Annotated in this window: 16 protein-coding genes; 8 read left to right on the forward strand and 8 right to left on the reverse strand. The window is 71.7% G+C overall.

Annotated elements, in window-relative coordinates:
• Positions 1-57: 57 nt before the first annotated feature.
• The 3 genes from ABD385_RS10330 to ABD385_RS10340 are packed head-to-tail and all read right to left on the reverse strand — an operon-like array spanning position 58 to position 2,752.
• A complete protein-coding gene (locus ABD385_RS10330; protein ID WP_344574802.1) occupies positions 58-723 on the reverse strand; it encodes a TrmH family RNA methyltransferase in 666 nt (221 codons plus the stop codon).
• A complete protein-coding gene (locus ABD385_RS10335; RefSeq protein ID WP_344574803.1) occupies positions 720-2,081 on the reverse strand; it encodes an HTTM domain-containing protein in 1,362 nt (453 codons plus the stop codon). The genes ABD385_RS10330 and ABD385_RS10335 overlap by 4 nt, the downstream gene beginning before the upstream one ends.
• A complete protein-coding gene (locus tag ABD385_RS10340; RefSeq protein ID WP_344574804.1) occupies positions 2,078-2,752 on the reverse strand; it encodes a DUF5819 family protein in 675 nt (224 codons plus the stop codon). The genes ABD385_RS10335 and ABD385_RS10340 overlap by 4 nt, the downstream gene beginning before the upstream one ends.
• A gap of 165 nt (positions 2,753-2,917) precedes the next feature.
• Between ABD385_RS10340 and paaA the strand changes: the two genes are divergently transcribed.
• From paaA to ABD385_RS10370, 6 genes are all read left to right on the forward strand, one after another.
• Positions 2,918-3,901: a 1,2-phenylacetyl-CoA epoxidase subunit PaaA gene (paaA, locus tag ABD385_RS10345; RefSeq protein WP_344574805.1), complete on the forward strand. Its 984-nt coding sequence runs from the start codon at positions 2,918-2,920 to the stop codon at positions 3,899-3,901.
• The gene (gene paaB, locus ABD385_RS10350) at positions 3,898-4,269 is read left to right on the forward strand and encodes a 1,2-phenylacetyl-CoA epoxidase subunit PaaB (protein ID WP_425585380.1); all 372 of its coding nucleotides are present in this window, start codon (positions 3,898-3,900) and stop codon (positions 4,267-4,269) included. The genes paaA and paaB overlap by 4 nt, the downstream gene beginning before the upstream one ends.
• Positions 4,266-4,976: a 1,2-phenylacetyl-CoA epoxidase subunit PaaC gene (paaC, locus tag ABD385_RS10355; protein ID WP_344574806.1), complete on the forward strand. Its 711-nt coding sequence runs from the start codon at positions 4,266-4,268 to the stop codon at positions 4,974-4,976. Before paaB ends, paaC begins: the two co-directional genes overlap by 4 nt.
• Positions 4,970-5,467 (forward strand): 1,2-phenylacetyl-CoA epoxidase subunit PaaD, encoded by a 498-nt coding sequence (gene paaD / locus ABD385_RS10360; protein ID WP_344574807.1) that lies wholly within the window; start codon positions 4,970-4,972, stop codon positions 5,465-5,467. The genes paaC and paaD overlap by 7 nt, the downstream gene beginning before the upstream one ends.
• Positions 5,467-6,513, forward strand: a complete 1,047-nt coding sequence (gene paaE, locus ABD385_RS10365; protein ID WP_344574808.1) for a 1,2-phenylacetyl-CoA epoxidase subunit PaaE — start codon at positions 5,467-5,469, stop codon at positions 6,511-6,513. The genes paaD and paaE overlap by 1 nt, the downstream gene beginning before the upstream one ends.
• A gap of 120 nt (positions 6,514-6,633) precedes the next feature.
• Positions 6,634-7,767, forward strand: coding sequence for an acyl-CoA dehydrogenase family protein (locus ABD385_RS10370; RefSeq protein ID WP_344574809.1), 1,134 nt, complete (start codon positions 6,634-6,636; stop codon positions 7,765-7,767).
• Positions 7,768-7,827: 60 nt separating this feature from the next.
• Here ABD385_RS10370 and ABD385_RS10375 read toward each other — a convergent pair whose 3' ends face one another.
• The 4 genes from ABD385_RS10375 to ABD385_RS10390 form a co-directional block, all read right to left on the reverse strand.
• On the reverse strand, positions 7,828-8,172 hold the full coding sequence (locus tag ABD385_RS10375; protein ID WP_344574810.1) for a rhodanese-like domain-containing protein: 345 nt from the start codon (positions 8,170-8,172) through the stop codon (positions 7,828-7,830).
• A 10-nt stretch (positions 8,173-8,182) separates the two neighbouring features.
• Positions 8,183-9,145 carry a J domain-containing protein gene (locus tag ABD385_RS10380; RefSeq protein ID WP_344574811.1) on the reverse strand — a complete coding sequence of 321 codons (963 nt, stop codon included), beginning with the start codon at positions 9,143-9,145 and terminating at the stop codon, positions 8,183-8,185.
• Positions 9,146-9,288: 143 nt separating this feature from the next.
• On the reverse strand, positions 9,289-10,767 hold the full coding sequence (locus ABD385_RS10385; protein WP_344574812.1) for a DUF2252 domain-containing protein: 1,479 nt from the start codon (positions 10,765-10,767) through the stop codon (positions 9,289-9,291).
• Between the two features lie 275 nt (positions 10,768-11,042).
• The gene (locus tag ABD385_RS10390; protein ID WP_344574813.1) at positions 11,043-12,233 is read right to left on the reverse strand and encodes an ABC transporter permease; all 1,191 of its coding nucleotides are present in this window, start codon (positions 12,231-12,233) and stop codon (positions 11,043-11,045) included.
• A 169-nt stretch (positions 12,234-12,402) separates the two neighbouring features.
• Between ABD385_RS10390 and ABD385_RS10395 the strand changes: the two genes are divergently transcribed.
• Entirely contained in the window at positions 12,403-12,837 is a 435-nt protein-coding gene (locus ABD385_RS10395; protein WP_344574815.1) for a MarR family winged helix-turn-helix transcriptional regulator, read from the forward strand.
• Positions 12,838-12,949: 112 nt separating this feature from the next.
• Here the strand turns inward: ABD385_RS10395 and ABD385_RS10400 are convergent, their stop codons facing one another.
• On the reverse strand, positions 12,950-13,312 hold the full coding sequence (locus tag ABD385_RS10400; protein ID WP_344574817.1) for a winged helix-turn-helix transcriptional regulator: 363 nt from the start codon (positions 13,310-13,312) through the stop codon (positions 12,950-12,952).
• Positions 13,313-13,436: 124 nt separating this feature from the next.
• Between ABD385_RS10400 and ABD385_RS10405 the strand changes: the two genes are divergently transcribed.
• Entirely contained in the window at positions 13,437-14,087 is a 651-nt protein-coding gene (locus ABD385_RS10405; protein ID WP_344574818.1) for an FMN-dependent NADH-azoreductase, read from the forward strand.
• The last annotated feature ends 173 nt before the right edge of the window (positions 14,088-14,260 follow it).

Genomic DNA, 14,260 nt, shown 5'->3' on the forward strand with positions numbered 1-14,260 from the left:
ACCGTCACGCGCGGCCCGGAGAGCCGGTCCGGGTGGGTCCCGTCGGTCAGGACCGCGTCAGAGGTCCTCGATCCGGGCGTGGCGGGAGATCCAGGCGTGCATGGCGATGGCCGCGGCCGCTCCGGCGTTGAGGGAGCGGGTCGAGCCGAACTGCGCGATCGAGCACACCCGGGAGGCGTGCCGGCGGGCCTCTTCGGTCAGCCCCGGCCCCTCCTGCCCGAAGAGGAGCACGCAGCGGCGCGGCAGCACGGTGGTCTCCAGCGGTACGGAGCCGGGGAGGTTGTCGATGCCGATGATCGGCAGCTCCTCGGTGGCGGCCCAGGAGGTCAGGGCCTCGGTGTCGGGGTGGTGGCGGACGTGCTGATAGCGGTCGGTGACCATCGCGCCGCGGCGGTTCCAGCGGCGCTGCCCCACGATGTGGATCTCCTTCGCCAGGAAGGCGTTGGCGGTCCGGACGACCGAGCCGATGTTGAAGTCGTGGCTCCAGTTCTCGACGGCCACGTGGAAGTCGTGGCGGCGGGTGTCGAGGTCGGCGACGATCGCTTCGCGGGTCCAGTAGCGGTAGCGGTCGACGACGTTGCGACGGTCGCCGTGGGCGAGCAGCTCGGGGTCGTAACGGCCGTCCTCGGGCCAGGGCTCCGGGTGCGGGCCGACGCCGATCTCGGGCCCGTACCCGTCGTCGTACTGGAGGGGCTCGGCGGGGGCGGTGGTTTCGCTGCTCACCCCACGAGCGTATGGCCATCGCCGCCGGAGCGGGCAGCGCCCTCCGGCGGCCCCTCGCCGGACGCCGCTTCGGGGACGGCGGCGCCGGTGCCAGGGAAGCACCGTCCGCGCAGGTGGGAGAGGCGGCCGCCGAGCCAGGTCAGGAAGTTGGTCGGCAGGAAGACGGCGTCGGCGGTGATCATCGCCAGCGAGAAGAACGGCAGCCCCAGCAGCACCGCGATCGACAGGTGCTCGCAGATCATGGCGACCAGCAGCACGTTCTTCAGGCGCCGGTTGAAGAGCGTGAACGGGAAGGCGACCTGGACGATCACGGTGCCGTAGGTGATCAGCATGACCGCCAGGCCGTTGCTGCCGAGCAACTGGGACAGCCCCGGCCAGGGGGAGAAGTAGTCCAGGTGCATGGGGTAGAAGACGGCGGTGCCGTCCTGCCAGCGCGAGCCCTGGATCTTGTACCAGCCGGCGGTGGCGTAGACGAGGCAGACCTCGACCATGATCACCAACAGGACGGCGTTGTGCGCCAGGGTGGCCAGGGTGTCGAGGACGGTCCGGGGCTCCCCGGGGGCGTACCGCTGCGCCGCCCACCACAGGCCGTGCGCCGCCCACAGTCCCCACAGCGCCAGGCTCCAGCCGAAGTGCGGGAAGGGCCCGTGTCCGAACCAGGTGAGCCCGGCGGCGCCCTGCACCTGGGCGACGGCGAGGGCGAGGCCCAGCACCGCCCACAGCACGATGCCGGTCACGTCCCGGGGCGGGGTCGCGCCGTCCTCCACCGGGCGGGCGGCCGCCCGCCGGGCGCGGCGCGCGTCCAGCGACCACACCTGCCCGCACCGGGTCAGCACGAGGTACATCGACATCAGGTGGATGACGTTGTCGCCGCCGTCACCGATGAAGACGCTGCGGTTCTGCAGCGAGAGCACACCGATCATGAACAGCACCGACATGGTGCGGGTGCGCCAGCCGAGCATCAGCAGCGCGCTGGCCGCGATGGCGAGGAAGTAGACGCACTCGAACCAGCCGCGGCCGTCGGACCACACCAGGACGGACAAGCCGTGGTTGCCGTCGAGCAGTTGGCGCGCCATGCCGAAGTCGAACGGGCCGGCGGGGCCGTAGAGCTGCTGCCGGTGCGGCCATTCCCGCAGCAGGAACAGCAACCAGGTGCCGGCGAAGCCGATCCGGATGACGGCGGTCTGGTACGGGGCCAGGGCGCGGGCGCTGACCCGGGCGAAACCGCGGCCGACGGCGCGCTCGATGCGGGTCTCCTGATAGGCGCCGGGAGCGTCGGCGGCCTGCGGGGCGTCGGTGGTCTGCACGGTGCTCGCGGTCGGCGGGGTGGCGGGCGGCTGCGGCGTCGGTGACGTCACTTGTTCGTCGCCCCCTCGGGCAGATCGGTCGCGGTGATCTGCCACCAGGGCAGCACGCGGTAGACGGGCTTGTCGCTGACCTTCTCGGCGCTCCACGGCGGCGGGAGCACGGCCGTGGTCTGTGAGCGGAACTGGATCTCGGCGACCCTGTCGCCATTCTTGGTCCACTCGCCGGACATCCGGAGCATCGCGATCCGGCGGAGGTAGCGGGCGAACATCTCACCGCGGTCGCCGGCCGGGCGGTTCTGCGCGTCGAGGGTGCTGGAGAGCAGCTCCCAGCCGCGGCGCAGCTGGTTCTGCTGGGTGTGGCTGGGCAGCGGGTTGTGGAGGATGGCCTGCCCGTCGCGGGCGGTGAGGTCCGTCCAGCCCGTGGTGCGCGAGGTGCCGTCCGGGGTGCGCAGCTGGGCGCGGACCTGGACGTCGGTGTTCTGCTGGAGGGGGTTGGGGGCGAACAGCTTCCAGTTCTGTTCGTACTCGGGGTAGACGTAGTCGCTGATCAGCCCGGACTGCTGCTTGCTGAGCGTGTTCGACGGTGCGACGTGCAAGAACATCATCGCGAGATGGATCAGGGCGGCGACCGCGATGGCGCTGGCCGCCGTTCCTATGACGATGCGCGAGGGCAGCGACAGCGCGGCCAACGACTGCCGCGTTTCCTCCCCGTATGACTGCATTCCCGCCCCGTTCCCAGTCCTCATGCGGGTGTCTCCGCCCCGGAACCGTACCTATGCGGCCGCCGCCGGCACACCTTCCCCTGGTTATCCACAGGCTTGACACCCGCCGCCGCCCCACTCACCATTGAACCGAACGATCGGTCGGTCGGGAGGAGGGGGCACCACATGACGACGATCGCGCCGCAGGACACGGGACACGAAGCCCTGTTCAACGCCACCATCGCCGCGGACGAGCGGATCGAACCACGCGACTGGATGCCGGACGACTACCGCGCCTCACTGGTGCGCCAGATCGCCCAGCACGCCCACTCCGAGATCATCGGCATGCAACCCGAAGCCAACTGGATCACCAGGGCGCCGTCCCTGCGCCGCAAAGCGATCCTCATGGCCAAAGTGCAGGACGAGGCCGGCCACGGCCTGTACCTCTACAGCGCCGCCGAAACCCTCGGCACCGGCCGCGACGAACTCCTCGACAAGCTCCACACCGGCCGCCAGAAGTACTCCTCGATCTTCAACTACCCCACCCTGACCTGGGCCGACGTCGGCGCCATCGGCTGGCTCGTGGACGGCGCCGCCATCACCAACCAGGTCCCGCTGTGCCGCTGCTCCTACGGCCCCTACGCCCGCGCCATGGTCCGCGTCTGCAAGGAGGAGTCCTTCCACCAGCGCCAGGGGTACGAGCTCCTGCTCACCCTCAGCCGTGGCACCGAAGCCCAGCACGCCATGGCCCAGGACGCCATCGACCGCTGGTGGTGGCCGTCGCTGATGATGTTCGGCCCGCCCGACGACGAATCGGCCCACTCCGCGAAGTCCATGGCCTGGAAGATCAAGCGCCACTCCAACGACGAACTCCGCCAACGCTTCGTGGACATCTGCGTCCCCCAGGCCGAGGCCCTCGGCCTCACCCTCCCCGACCCCGACCTGCGGTGGAACGAAGACCGCGGCCACTGGGACTTCGGCGCCATCGACTGGACCGAGTTCCGCGAAGTCCTCAAGGGCAACGGCCCCTGCAACGACGAGCGGATCGGCCGCCGCCGCCGCGCCCACGCGGAAGGCGCCTGGGTACGCGAGGCCGCCGCCGCACACGCCGCCAAGCACCCGGCCCCCACGCCGCACACCGGCACCGACCAGGAGGAGGCGGCCCGATGACCACACCACGCCCCGCCAACACCCCGGCCCCACCCGCCGGCCCGCCCCACCCCACCAGCACGGCAGACGCCGCACCCAGCGCCGGCCCCGCCGACTGGCCCCTGTGGGAGGTCTTCGTCCGCAGCCGCCGCGGCCTGTCCCACACCCACGCCGGCAGCCTCCACGCCCCCGACGCCCAGATGGCACTGCGCAACGCCCGCGACCTCTACACCCGGCGCTCCGAAGGCGTCTCCCTCTGGGTGGTCCCCTCGGCCCAGATCACCGCTTCCTCCCCGGACGAGAAGGACTCCTTCTTCGAACCGGCCGGCGACAAGCCCTACCGCCACCCGACCTTCTACGAGATCCCGGAGGGGGTGCACCACCTATGACGCCGACCCCCGCCCTCGCCCTCGGGGACGACGCCCTGATCCTCTCCCACCGCCTCGGCGAATGGGCTGGCCACGCCCCCGTCCTCGAAGAGGAGGTCGCACTCGCCAACATCGCCCTCGACCTCCTCGGCCAGGCCCGCATCCTGCTCTCCCTCGTAGGCGACGAGGACGAACTCGCCTACCTCCGCGAGGAACGCCAGTTCCGCAACGTCCAACTCGTCGAGCAGCCCAACGGCGACTTCGCCCACACCCTCGCCCGCCAGCTCTACTTCTCCACCTACCAAGAGCTGCTCTACGACCACCTCGCCACCACCGACACCACCGTGGCACCGCTCGCCGGAAAGGCCGTCAAGGAGACCGCCTACCACCGCGACCACGCCGAGCAGTGGACCCTGCGCCTCGGCGACGGCACCGAAGAGAGCCACGCCCGGATGCAGCGCGCCCTGGACGCCCTCTGGCGCTTCACCGACGAACCCTTCGACCCCGTCGACGGGCTGGACGACGTCCCCTGGACCGCCCTCCGCACCGAGTGGACCACCCGCATCACCACCACCCTCGCGCGCGCCACCCTCACCGTCCCCGACGGCCCCCAACACGGCGCCTGGACCGCCGGCGGCGGACGCCAGGGACTGCACACCGAACCCTTCGGCCTGCTCCTCGCCGAGATGCAGCACCTCCACCGCAGCCACCCGGGGGCGACATGGTGACCACCACGGCACTCGAAGCGGAACTCCTCGCCCTCGCCGGCGCCGTTCCCGACCCCGAGCTGCCCGTCCTCACCCTCGCCGAACTCGGCGTCCTGCGCGACGTGCGGCTCACCGCCCCCGACCACGTCGAGGTGACCCTCACCCCCACCTACACCGGCTGCCCCGCCATCGAAGCGATGTCCGCCGACGTGGAGCGCGTCCTGCACGACCACGGCATACCGAGGGTCGACGTCCGCACCGTCCTCAGCCCACCGTGGACCACCGACGCGATCACCGACGAAGGCCGCCGGAAACTGGCCGCGTTCGGCATCGCCCCACCACGGCCCACCCGCCCGGCCGGCGGGCCGGTCACCGTCGACCTCACCCTGCGCTGCCCGCACTGCGGATCCACCGACACCACCCTGCTCAGCCGGTTCTCCGCCACGGCCTGCAAGGCGCTGCGCCGCTGCGAGTCCTGCCGCGAACCCTTCGACCACTTCAAGGAGTTGTGATGTTCCACCCGCTCCAGGTGCGGGAGATCGAGCGGCTCACGGACGACGCGGTGGCCGTCACCTTCACGGTCCCGCCCGAACTCCGCACGACCTTCCGACACACCCCCGGGCAACACATCGCACTGCGCAGGACCCTCCACGGCCAGGAGGTCCGCCGCACCTACTCCCTGTGCACCCCCGCCACCGACGACCCCGTCCTACGGGTCGGCATCCGCCTGGTCGAAGACGGCGCCTTCTCCACCTACGCCCTCAAGGAACTCGCCGTCGGCGACACTCTCGACGTGATGGCCCCGGCCGGCCGCTTCACCCTGGTCCCCCGCCCCGGCCAGTTCGTCGGCATCGTCGGCGGCAGCGGCATCACCCCGGTGCTGTCCATCGTCACCACCCTGCTCGCCCGCGAACCGAACGCCCGCTTCTGCCTGATCCGCAGCGACCGCACCACGGCCTCCACGATGTTCCTGGAGGAGGTGGCCGACCTCAAGGACCGCTACCCCGACCGGTTCCAACTGGTCCACGTGCTCTCCCGCGAAGAGCGGCAGGCCGGCCTCCCCTCCGGCCGCCTCGACCAGGAACGCCTGCACGCCCTGCTCCCCGCACTGCTCCGAACCGACGCCGTCGACGGCTGGTTCCTGTGCGGCCCCTTCGGCCTCGTCCAAGGCGCCGAACGGGCACTGCGCGCCCTCGGCGTACCGCGCACCCGCATCCACGAAGAGATCTTCCACATAGACAACGGCGCCGCGGCCCCCGTTCCCGCCACCACCGCGCCCGCACACAGCACGGTGACCGCCACCCTCGACAGCCGCTCCGGCACCTGGCCGGTCCACGACGGCGAATCCCTCCTGGACGCCGTCCTCCGCAACCGCCCCGACGCCCCCTACGCCTGCAAGGGCGGCGTCTGCGGCACCTGCCGCGCCTTCCTGGTGTCCGGCGACGTCCGGATGGACCGCAACTTCGCCCTGGAATCCGACGAGGTCGACGCCGGGTACGTGCTGGCCTGTCAGTCCCACCCGGCCACGGAAAAGGTCGAGTTGGACTTCGACCGCTGAGGAACCCCCACTACCGTCCGCGCCATTCCCAATTCCTGCAACATGTTCTACCTTGACGCCTCGTCAGTTCTGACACGTCGGAGGTAGCCCGCCGACGGCGCGACGCGGGAGGACGGACCAGTGGACTTCACCTTCACCGAAGAACAACAGGCCGCCGTCGAAGCGGCACAAGCCGTCTTCTCCGGAGTCACCCCGGACGGCGTCCCCAGCCCGGCACTCACCCACGGCCCCGTCGCCGACGACTTCGACCGCCCCCTCTGGCGGACACTCGCCGACGCCGACCTCCTCGGCCTCCCCCTCGCCCCCGAGCACGGCGGCGCCGGCCTCGACCCGATCGCCCTGTGCCTCGTTCTCCGCGAATCCGCCAAGGTCCTCGCCCGCGTCCCCCTCCTGGAGTCCTACGCCACCGCGCACACCCTCCAGAACCACGCGACCGACGCCCTACGGGCCGAAGTACTGCCACAGATCGCCGGCGGCCATCTCGTCATCACCGCCGCCGCCAACGGCCACACCGGCCACGACCCGGCCGAACTCGCCGTCACCGCACGCCAGGACGACACCACCTGGACCCTCGACGGCACCCACACCGCCGTCCCGTGGGCGCCCACCGCCGACCGCATCCTGCTCCCGGCGCACACCACCGACGGCCGCACCGTCCTCGCGCTCGTCCCCCGGAACAGCCCCGGCCTCACCCTCCACGGCCAGACCTCCACCACCGGCGAACCGCACGCCGAAATCCACCTGGACTCCGTACGCATCGACGCCCGGAACACCCTCACCGACCCGGACGCCTGGGAAACCCTGCGCAACTTGCTCACCACCGGCACCTGCGCACTCGCCCTGGGTCTGGGCGAACGCGTCCTCGCCATGACCAGCGACTACACCGGCACACGCGAACAGTTCGGCTTCCCCCTGGCCACCTTCCAGGCCGTCGCCGTCCAGACCGCCGACCGCTTCATCGACCTCCGCGCGATGGAGGCCACCCTCTGGCAGGCCGCCTGGCGCCTCACCACGGCAGCGGCGGGGCCCCTCCCGCCCGCCGGGGACATCGCGGTCGCCAAGATCTGGGCCGCCGAAGGCGTCCGCCGCGTCGTGCAGACCGCCCAGCACCTCCACGGCGGCTTCGGCGCCGACACCGACTACCCGCTGCACCGCTACCACGCCTGGGCCAAACAGCTCGAACTCGCACTGGGTCCCGCGGCAGCCCACGAAGAGGCCCTCGGCGCACTCCTCGCCGCCCACCCACTGAGCTGACGCGCCCACGCCCCTCCGCCGCCGGGCAGCGGCGCCGGAAGGACGATTCGACCAGCGGGTCTAGACGACCGTCCCCACGCCGCCCTTGCCGTCCGACACCGGACGCCCGGCGGCCTCCCACGCCTGCATGCCGCCCGCGACGTTCACCGCGTCGACACCCTGCTGGATCAGGTACTGCGCGACCTGGGCCGACCGCCCGCCCACCCGGCACAGCACGTAGACCTTGCCGTCCGCGGGCGCGGCCTCCGTCAACTCGCCGTAACGGGCGACGAACGCGCTCATCGGGAGGTGCAACGCCCCCTCGGCGTGCCCCGCCTCCCACTCGTCGTCCTCGCGGACGTCCAGAAGAAAGTCCTCGGGCGTGAGGGCGTCGACACCGACCGTGGGCACAGAACCGAAATGCATACTCCCGACGCTACCCGACCAGCTGAGCGAGGTACGCCTCGCGTTCCCGGACGTCGGCCAGCAGCTTCTCGGCGATCTCGTCCAACAGCGCGTCCGGGTCGTCCGGCGCCATCTTGATCATCGCGCCGATCGCGCTGGCCTCCAGCTCCGCGGCGACCGACGACAGCAGCTCCTTGCGCTCGGCCAGCCACTCCAGCCGGGCGTAGAGCTCCTCGCTCGCGCTCGGCCGCCGCTCCACGGGCGCCGGCCCCGCCTCCCACTCCCGCACCAGCTCCCGCAGCAACTTCTCGTCGCCCCGCCCGTACGCAGCGTTGACCCGCGCGATGAACCCGTCCCGCCGGGCCCGCTCCGCGTCGTCGCGCGCCAGGTCCGGGTGCGCCCGACGCACCAGATCCCGGTAGATCTTGCGGGCCTCCTCGCCGGGCCGCACCTTCGGCGGCGGCTGCACCGGCTGATCGGTCAGCATCGCCTGCGCCTCGGGGAACAGCCCCTCCGAACCGAGCCAGCCGTGGAACAACTCCTCCACCTGCGGCATCGGCAGCACCGACGCACGGGCCTCACGGGCCTTCCGGGCGTCCTCCGGGTCACCGGTGCGCGCCGCCACGGCCTCCGCGATCTGCGCATCCAACTCGTCCAACCGCGCGTACACGGGACCGAGCCGCTGGTGGTGCAGCCGGGAGAAGTTCTCCACCTCCACCCGGAAGGTCTCCACCGCGATCTCGAACTCGATCAGGGCCCGCTCAGCCGCCTCCACGGCCTTCGCCAACCGCCGGGTCGCCTCGTCCTGCGCGTCCGCGGCACCGGCCGCACCCTCCGGCCCCCCACCGGCGGCGGCCGACCCGCCGCTCCGCTCCGCGCCCGGCACCTCCCCGCGGGCGTCCGCCGCCCCCGGTTCGGCCGGGGCACCGGGTGCCCCCGGTACGTCCGGTCGGTCCTGGCCGTCCTGCGCGTTCTCCGCGTGCGAGTTCGTCACTCGGTCAGCGTACGGCCCTACGGGAACTGGGCACCGGGCCGCACCTTAAGCATCCGGGTGGGGCCCCTCCCCCCCCCCGCCCCTCGCCCACCCCACCCCTCCCGCCAAACCCCCTCCAGCCCCCTCCATCCCCCCTCAGCCCCTCAAACCCCGCTCTCCGCCGCCACCCGCCCGCTGCGGATCGCCGCGACCAGGTCCGCGTGATCTGCTTCGGTGCGGTTCGCGTAGGTCACCGCGAAGGCCGCCATCGCTTCGTCGAGCGTCTCGCCCTTGCCGCAGTAGCCGGCTATGCGGCGGGGGTCGGCGCTGTGTGCGTGGGCGCGGGCCAGGAGGGCGCCGGTCATGCGGGCGTAGTCGTCGAGTTGCCCGTCGGTGAGTTGGGCCGGATCGACGCTGCCCTTGCGGTTGCGGAACTGCCGCACCTGGAACGGCAGTCCCGTGCCCGGCCCGTCGGGATTCGCCGCGGCCGCGTGGGGCGTGGCGTCGACGTCGTCGGCTCGGCCGGGTGTGCCGTGCGCCGTGCTCTGGTGCACCGTCGTCCAGCCCAGCAGCAGGTCGCTGACGACTTGCATGCGGCGCTGGCCGAGCACCACGCGTCGTCCTTCGTGTTCTGCCGGGGGTGAGGGGAAGCCGGCTTTGGTGACGTAGGGCGCGAGTACGGAGCGGCGGGCCTCTTTCACCTGGAGGACCAGGGGTTCGCCGCGGTGGTCGAGCAGCAGCACCACGTAGGAGCGCAGGCCGACGCTGCCGGTCCCCACGATGCGGAAGGCGACGTCGTGCACGGCGTACCTGGCGAGCAGCGGCAGCCGGTCTTCGGGGAGGGTTTCCAGGTAGCCGGCGAGTGAGGCCGCGACGGCTGCCGCTTCGGCGTCGGGTATGCGGCGCAGTACGGGTGGGGCGGCCACGAACCGGAGTCCGCCGTCGGGTCCGCGCTCGGTGGATTTCGCGGCGAAGCGGGCGCTGGTGTTCTTGCGGGCTTTGGCTTCGACCCGTTCCAGTGTGCCGAGGAGGTCGCGGGCGTCGGTGTGCGAGACGAGTTCTTCGTCGGCGATGGCGTTCCACGCCTCGGTGACGGGGAGTTTGGCGAGCAGTCGCATGGTGCGTCGGTAGGCGCCGGCGGCGTCCTGGGCCGCGGCTCGGCAGGCGTCGTCGCTGGCGCCCGCTTCTCGGCCGGCCAGGACTATGGAGGTCGCGAGCCGTTTGACGTCCCATTCCCAGGGGCCGTGGACGGTTTCGTCGAAGTCGTTGAGGTCGATGACCAGGCCGCCGCGGGCGTCGGCGTAGATGCCGAAGTTCGCGGCGTGGGCGTCGCCGCAGAGTTGGGCGCCGATGCCGGTGACGGGGCTTTCCGCGAGGTCGTGGGCCATGAGTCCGGCCGAGCCGCGGAGGAACGCGAAGGGGCTGGCGGCCATGCGTCCGACCCGTATCGGTGTCAGCTCGGGCAGTCGTCCGGCGTTGGATTCCTCGACCGAGGCGGCCGCGTCGGGCCGGGCGGTCGTGAGCCGCAGGGCGGCCTGTTCGGCCCGGGGTAGTTGTGCCCGCAGTGCTCGGCCCACGGCCTTGGCCGACGGCTCTTCTTCGTCCGCCCTGGCGAACCCCGGTACGTATGGCACACGCGACACGGCGAGCCACCTCCCCCTTCAACGCCCCTGGTTTCGTGCGGTATCCGTGGTGCGCGTCGGCGCACCGGGATCCCCCGCGTCGGTCCGGCTCGCCGGGTGTTTCCGGCTCGCTGGTCCATGACGTTACCGATGTTCGGCGGGCGACTGCGGGGCCTGTGGACAACTTTCGGATGCGGGGGAGCGGATGCGGGGGACCGGGGGCGGGAAGCGCAGACCGTGCGGGAGGCGGGCGCCTTCCGGAGCCCCACTCGCCGGCCGGCCGCCTACACCTACACCTACACCCCGACAGCCTCTTCCATCTCCTCCTCCACGTCCGTCTCCCCTTGCGCCGCGGAGCGTGTCGAGGTCCGCCCGGGGGCCCGTTCGGGCACCGTGGCCGCCACTGCGGCGGCGGCCACGGCTCCGGCGTGGGCGACCGCTTCGGCTTCGGCGGTGCGCCGGCGCTTTTCGGCGAGTGCCGCCACGCCGACGGTGAGCAGGCCGACGATCAGCCAGCCGACGAGGGTCCAGACGTGTCCGGCGAGGCCGTGGTCGGCGAAGTAGACGTGGCTGCGGGTGCCTTCCACGAAGCCGGCGCCGTTCCAGAAGGAGTGCAGGGCGGCGAAGAAGCCGTTCTGCATTTCGGGCCGGAAGATGCCGCCGGAGGAGGTGAAGTTGAGCATCACGAACAGCGTCATGACGCCGAGCGTGGTCCACCGCTTGAGGAAGGTGTGCAGGCCGGTGCCGACGAGCAGGATGCCGGCCGAGTAGAGCCAGGCCAGGCTCCACAGCGCCCACAGGCCGTGGTCGACGAGGTGGAAGACGGGTCCGGCGAAGAGCGTGCCGATGATGCTGACGACGAAGGACGTGCCGATCGCGAGGGCGGCGCGCAGTCGCATCGGGAGGACGGCGCCGGCGCCGCCGAGCACGGCGACCGAGGCGTAGGAGCCGATGCTGAGGGCGACCAGCAGGAAGAAGATGCCTTGTCCGGTGGGGTCGTTCGCGGCGGTCGGCGCGACGTCGGTGACCTTCAGCGGGGCGCCTTGTTGGGTGGCGAGCGGGGTGAAGACCTTCTGGACGACGGTGGCGCTGGTGTCGGATCCGGCGGTGGCCACCAGGAGTTCGGGGGTGCGCGGTGTGCCGGGGCCGGTGGTCCTGCCGCCGCCGGCCAGGTAGGCGCCGAAGACGTCCTGGTCCTTCAGCTGCTCGATGGCGGTGGCGCGGTCGGGGACGGTGCGTGCTTCGAGTGCGCCGTGCGCCTCGTCGTTGAGCGTCTGTGCGAGGACCTGTGCGTGGGTGCTGGTTCCGACGATGGCGACGGGCAGGTGGTGCGGGGCGGGGTTGGCGAAGGCGCCCAGGTAGGCGAGGCCCATCCCGATGCACATCAGGAGCGGGGTGAGCAGGTGGGTCACCACGTGGCGCAGGTCGGCGGCTCGGGTGGGGTGCCGGTCGCTGTGGTGGTCGGGACGTCGTCGGTCCGCGGTCATGGGCAAGCCTTCTCCGTAGTCGTCCGGGGGCCGTTCGTGGGGCGGTCCGCTCGTCGTTCAGCTGTGGCCAGGGGTGGTGGCTCCGGTGGCTGAGGGCGCGGCATTGGTTGGCAATTACAACTCTCACGCCACGTTGTACTATACAACTAGTTCACCGAAAGGCAACTCCGTGACCCACCGCGACGACTCCGTAGAGACCATCCAGCAGGAGATGACCGCGTTCGCCCGGCGCGCCCGCGCGACCGCCGCCCGCATGCACCCCGAGCTCTCCCTGGTCTCCTACACCCTGCTCGCCCACCTCGATGACCAGCAGGGATGCCGCGCCACCGACCTCGCGGCGCACTACTACCTGGACAAGTCCACGGTCAGCCGACAGATCGCGGCGCTGGAAAAGCTCGGTTTCGTCGAGCGGCGCATCGATCCGGACGACCACCGCGTCCAGGTCCTGCACCCCACCGCCGAGGGCGCCCAGGTCCTCGCGAACGTGACCGCCAGCCGCCGCAAGGCGTTCCACGAGCGGCTCGCCGACTGGCGCGAGGAGGACCTCGACCGCTTCGCCTCGTACCTGGTCCGCTACAACGCCGCCCAGGAACGACTCGGCTGACACCCCGGGAACGACCGGCACCCCGGGAGCAGAGGTGCGCCCGACGGGACGGCGCGCCCCTCGGCCCCCACGGGGGCCGCGCCCCCTCCCGGGCGCCCGGACCGCCGCACCCCTACTTCCGGAACCGCTCCGGACACTGCCCGCCCTCGACGAGGTAGGTCTCGGCCCAGCGCCCCAGCTCCGTGAGGGCGGGCTCCATGGCGCGGCCGGCCTCGGTGAGCCGGTAGGAGACGCGCAGCGGCGGACCGGCGTCGACCTCGCGGACTACCAGGCCGGTCGCCGCCAGCTCCATCAGGCGGTCGGAGAGCATCCGCTCACTGATGCCGGTGATGGCGCGCCGCAGGTCGGCGAAGTGAACGGGCCCGGGCATCAAGGTGGCCACGATCAGACCCGTCCAGCGCTTACCGAACAGCTCGAAGACGCGCGTCATACCGCCGTCGACCTGCCTACACACCGCTTCGTCGTGGTCCGCCATGCCACCAGGGTACCGTCTTCCCGTTGGCTACTGCGGAAAAGTAAGTTCCTGTGCTATGAATAGTGACATACGGAATTCAACTATCGGCCGGTCCCGCCCGGCCCCGTAGCGAAGGACCGATCCCATGGCCACGCTCCTGCTCATCGACTCGTCCCTCTTCCCCGAGGACGGCTCCGCGTCCCGTTCGGTGACCGCGGCGTTCCGCAAGACCTGGGAGGAGCAGCACCCCGACGGCACGGTCATCCACCGTGACCTGGCCGCCGACCCGCTGCCCCACCTGGACGCCGTCGGCGCCTCCGCCGGCTTCTCCGACCCGGCCACCCACAGCCCGGAGCAGCAGGCCGCGTTCGCCCTGCGCACCCAGCTGGCCGAGGAGTTGGAGCAGGCCGACGCCATCGTCATAGGCGCGCCCATGTACAACTTCACGATCCCCTCGACCCTCAAGGCGTGGCTCGACCAGGCGATCATCATGGGCCGCACCGCCGGCGAGAACGCGTCGGTGAAGGGCAAGCCGGCCGTCGTCGTCGCCAGCCGCGGCGGCTCCTACGCGCCGGGCACCCCGCGCGAGTCCTTCGAGTACGTCCAGAACTACCTGGAGGCCGTCCTGAACGGCGCCTTCGGCCTCGAGGTGGAGTTCATCGTGCCGGAGCTGACCATGGCCCCCGCCAACCCCGCCATGTCCGAGCTGGTCCCGCTCTTCGAGACCTCCCGCGCCAAGGCCCACGAGCAGGCCGAGACCAAGGCCAAGGAACTGGTCGCGCGCCTCTCCGCCTGACCGGACGACGCACCGCCCGACGGGGGCCCGGACCGGACCGGCACCACACCGCCGACTCCGACGCGCACGACGGCACCCCGCCCCCGGGCACCCCGGGACGCGCCGCCCGGGGCAGCGACCACGCGCCCTGCGGCCCGTAGTTGCTCGCCCCCGGGCGGCACGTCCCGTACGCC

Source organism: Streptomyces lunalinharesii, assembly GCF_039532155.1.
Taxonomy (GTDB): Bacteria; Actinomycetota; Actinomycetes; order Streptomycetales; family Streptomycetaceae; genus Streptomyces; species Streptomyces lunalinharesii.

Coding starts and splice junctions, on each gene's coding strand:
- paaE (WP_344574808.1), top strand. CDS start 5,467: ATGTTCCACCCGCTCCAGGTGCGGGAGATCGAGCGGCTCACGGACGAC.
- paaB (WP_425585380.1), top strand. CDS start 3,898: ATGACCACACCACGCCCCGCCAACACCCCGGCCCCACCCGCCGGCCCG.
- ABD385_RS10400 (WP_344574817.1), bottom strand. CDS start 13,312: ATGGCGGACCACGACGAAGCGGTGTGTAGGCAGGTCGACGGCGGTATG.
- ABD385_RS10390 (WP_344574813.1), bottom strand. CDS start 12,233: ATGACCGCGGACCGACGACGTCCCGACCACCACAGCGACCGGCACCCC.
- paaD (WP_344574807.1), top strand. CDS start 4,970: ATGGTGACCACCACGGCACTCGAAGCGGAACTCCTCGCCCTCGCCGGC.
- paaA (WP_344574805.1), top strand. CDS start 2,918: ATGACGACGATCGCGCCGCAGGACACGGGACACGAAGCCCTGTTCAAC.
- paaC (WP_344574806.1), top strand. CDS start 4,266: ATGACGCCGACCCCCGCCCTCGCCCTCGGGGACGACGCCCTGATCCTC.
- ABD385_RS10340 (WP_344574804.1), bottom strand. CDS start 2,752: ATGCAGTCATACGGGGAGGAAACGCGGCAGTCGTTGGCCGCGCTGTCG.
- ABD385_RS10375 (WP_344574810.1), bottom strand. CDS start 8,172: ATGCATTTCGGTTCTGTGCCCACGGTCGGTGTCGACGCCCTCACGCCC.
- ABD385_RS10405 (WP_344574818.1), top strand. CDS start 13,437: ATGGCCACGCTCCTGCTCATCGACTCGTCCCTCTTCCCCGAGGACGGC.